The organism is Rhizobium tibeticum (assembly GCF_900110205.1).
GTDB lineage: Bacteria > Pseudomonadota > Alphaproteobacteria > Rhizobiales > Rhizobiaceae > Rhizobium > Rhizobium tibeticum.
Window position 1 is genome coordinate 1 of the sequence record NZ_FOCV01000164.1, and the last position, 1,031, is coordinate 1,031.

Below are 1,031 nucleotides of genomic sequence, written 5' to 3' on the forward strand. Positions count from 1 at the left end.
ATCGGGCTCGGGGTCAAGCCGGACCAGCCGGTGGCGATCTGTCTGGAGCGCAGCCCGGCCATGGTGGTGGGGCTTTTGGCGATCCTCAAGGCGGGGGGAGTGTATGTGCCGATCGATCGCGCTCTTCCATCTGCGCGACAAGAATGGCTGATTGCCGACTGTGCTGCACGCTTTGTGCTTAGCGGGAGTGACGATGGGGATCTGGTCGAGGCGACGATCCCTGTTTTGCCCATTGAGCCGCTGATAGCTGGAACCGGGTCCAATGCCGATCTTGGCCTGGCATTGAGCGCCGACGCTGCCGCTTACGTGATGTACACGTCTGGCTCGACTGGCCTTCCCAAGGGAGTTGTTGTGCCTCATCGTGCCGTCAACCGGCTCGTGATCAACAATGGTTATGCGCAGTTCGGCTCAAATGATCGTGTGGCATGGGTGGGCAATCCTTCGTTTGATATCAGTACACTGGAAGTGTGGGCACCGCTGCTATACGGTTCAAGCCTGATTGTAATTCCCTACACGGATGTGCTGCAGCCAGAGGTTCTGGGCAATCTAGTTCAGCAGCACCGCATTACGGTCCTGCATTTGACAGCCGGGTTGTTCAGCCAGAGCGCTGATGATTTAGGTCCGGTGCTGGCGAGCTTGCGATTGCTATTGGTCGGCGGCGATGCGGTTGATGTGGCAGCAGTAGCTCGGGTTTTGAGGCAGAACGGACCACAGCATCTCTTGCACTGCTACGGCCCGACCGAAACGACGACCTTTGCGACAGTCTGCGAGATCACCGCGATTAATGCGACATCCCGCCGCCTCCCGATCGGCCGACCGATTGCGAACACGCGGGTGTATCTTCTGGACGGCCATGGTGGGCCTGTGCCGTTCGGGGCGGTGGGTGAGCTTTACATCGGTGGGGCGGGGGTGGCGCGCGGCTACCTGAACCGTCCGGATCTGACGGCGGAGCGGTTCCTGGCCGATCCGTTCAGTAAGGAGCCGGGAGCGCGGATGTACCGGACCGGCGACCTGGCGCGCTACCTGCCGGA

At 60.9% G+C, this 1,031-nt stretch carries 1 protein-coding gene; it reads left to right on the forward strand.

The window, feature by feature from the left end; translation table 11 throughout:
- The coding region (locus tag BSG20_RS35430) for an amino acid adenylation domain-containing protein (RefSeq protein WP_143147640.1) at positions 1-1,031 on the forward strand (1,031 nt) is incomplete at both ends.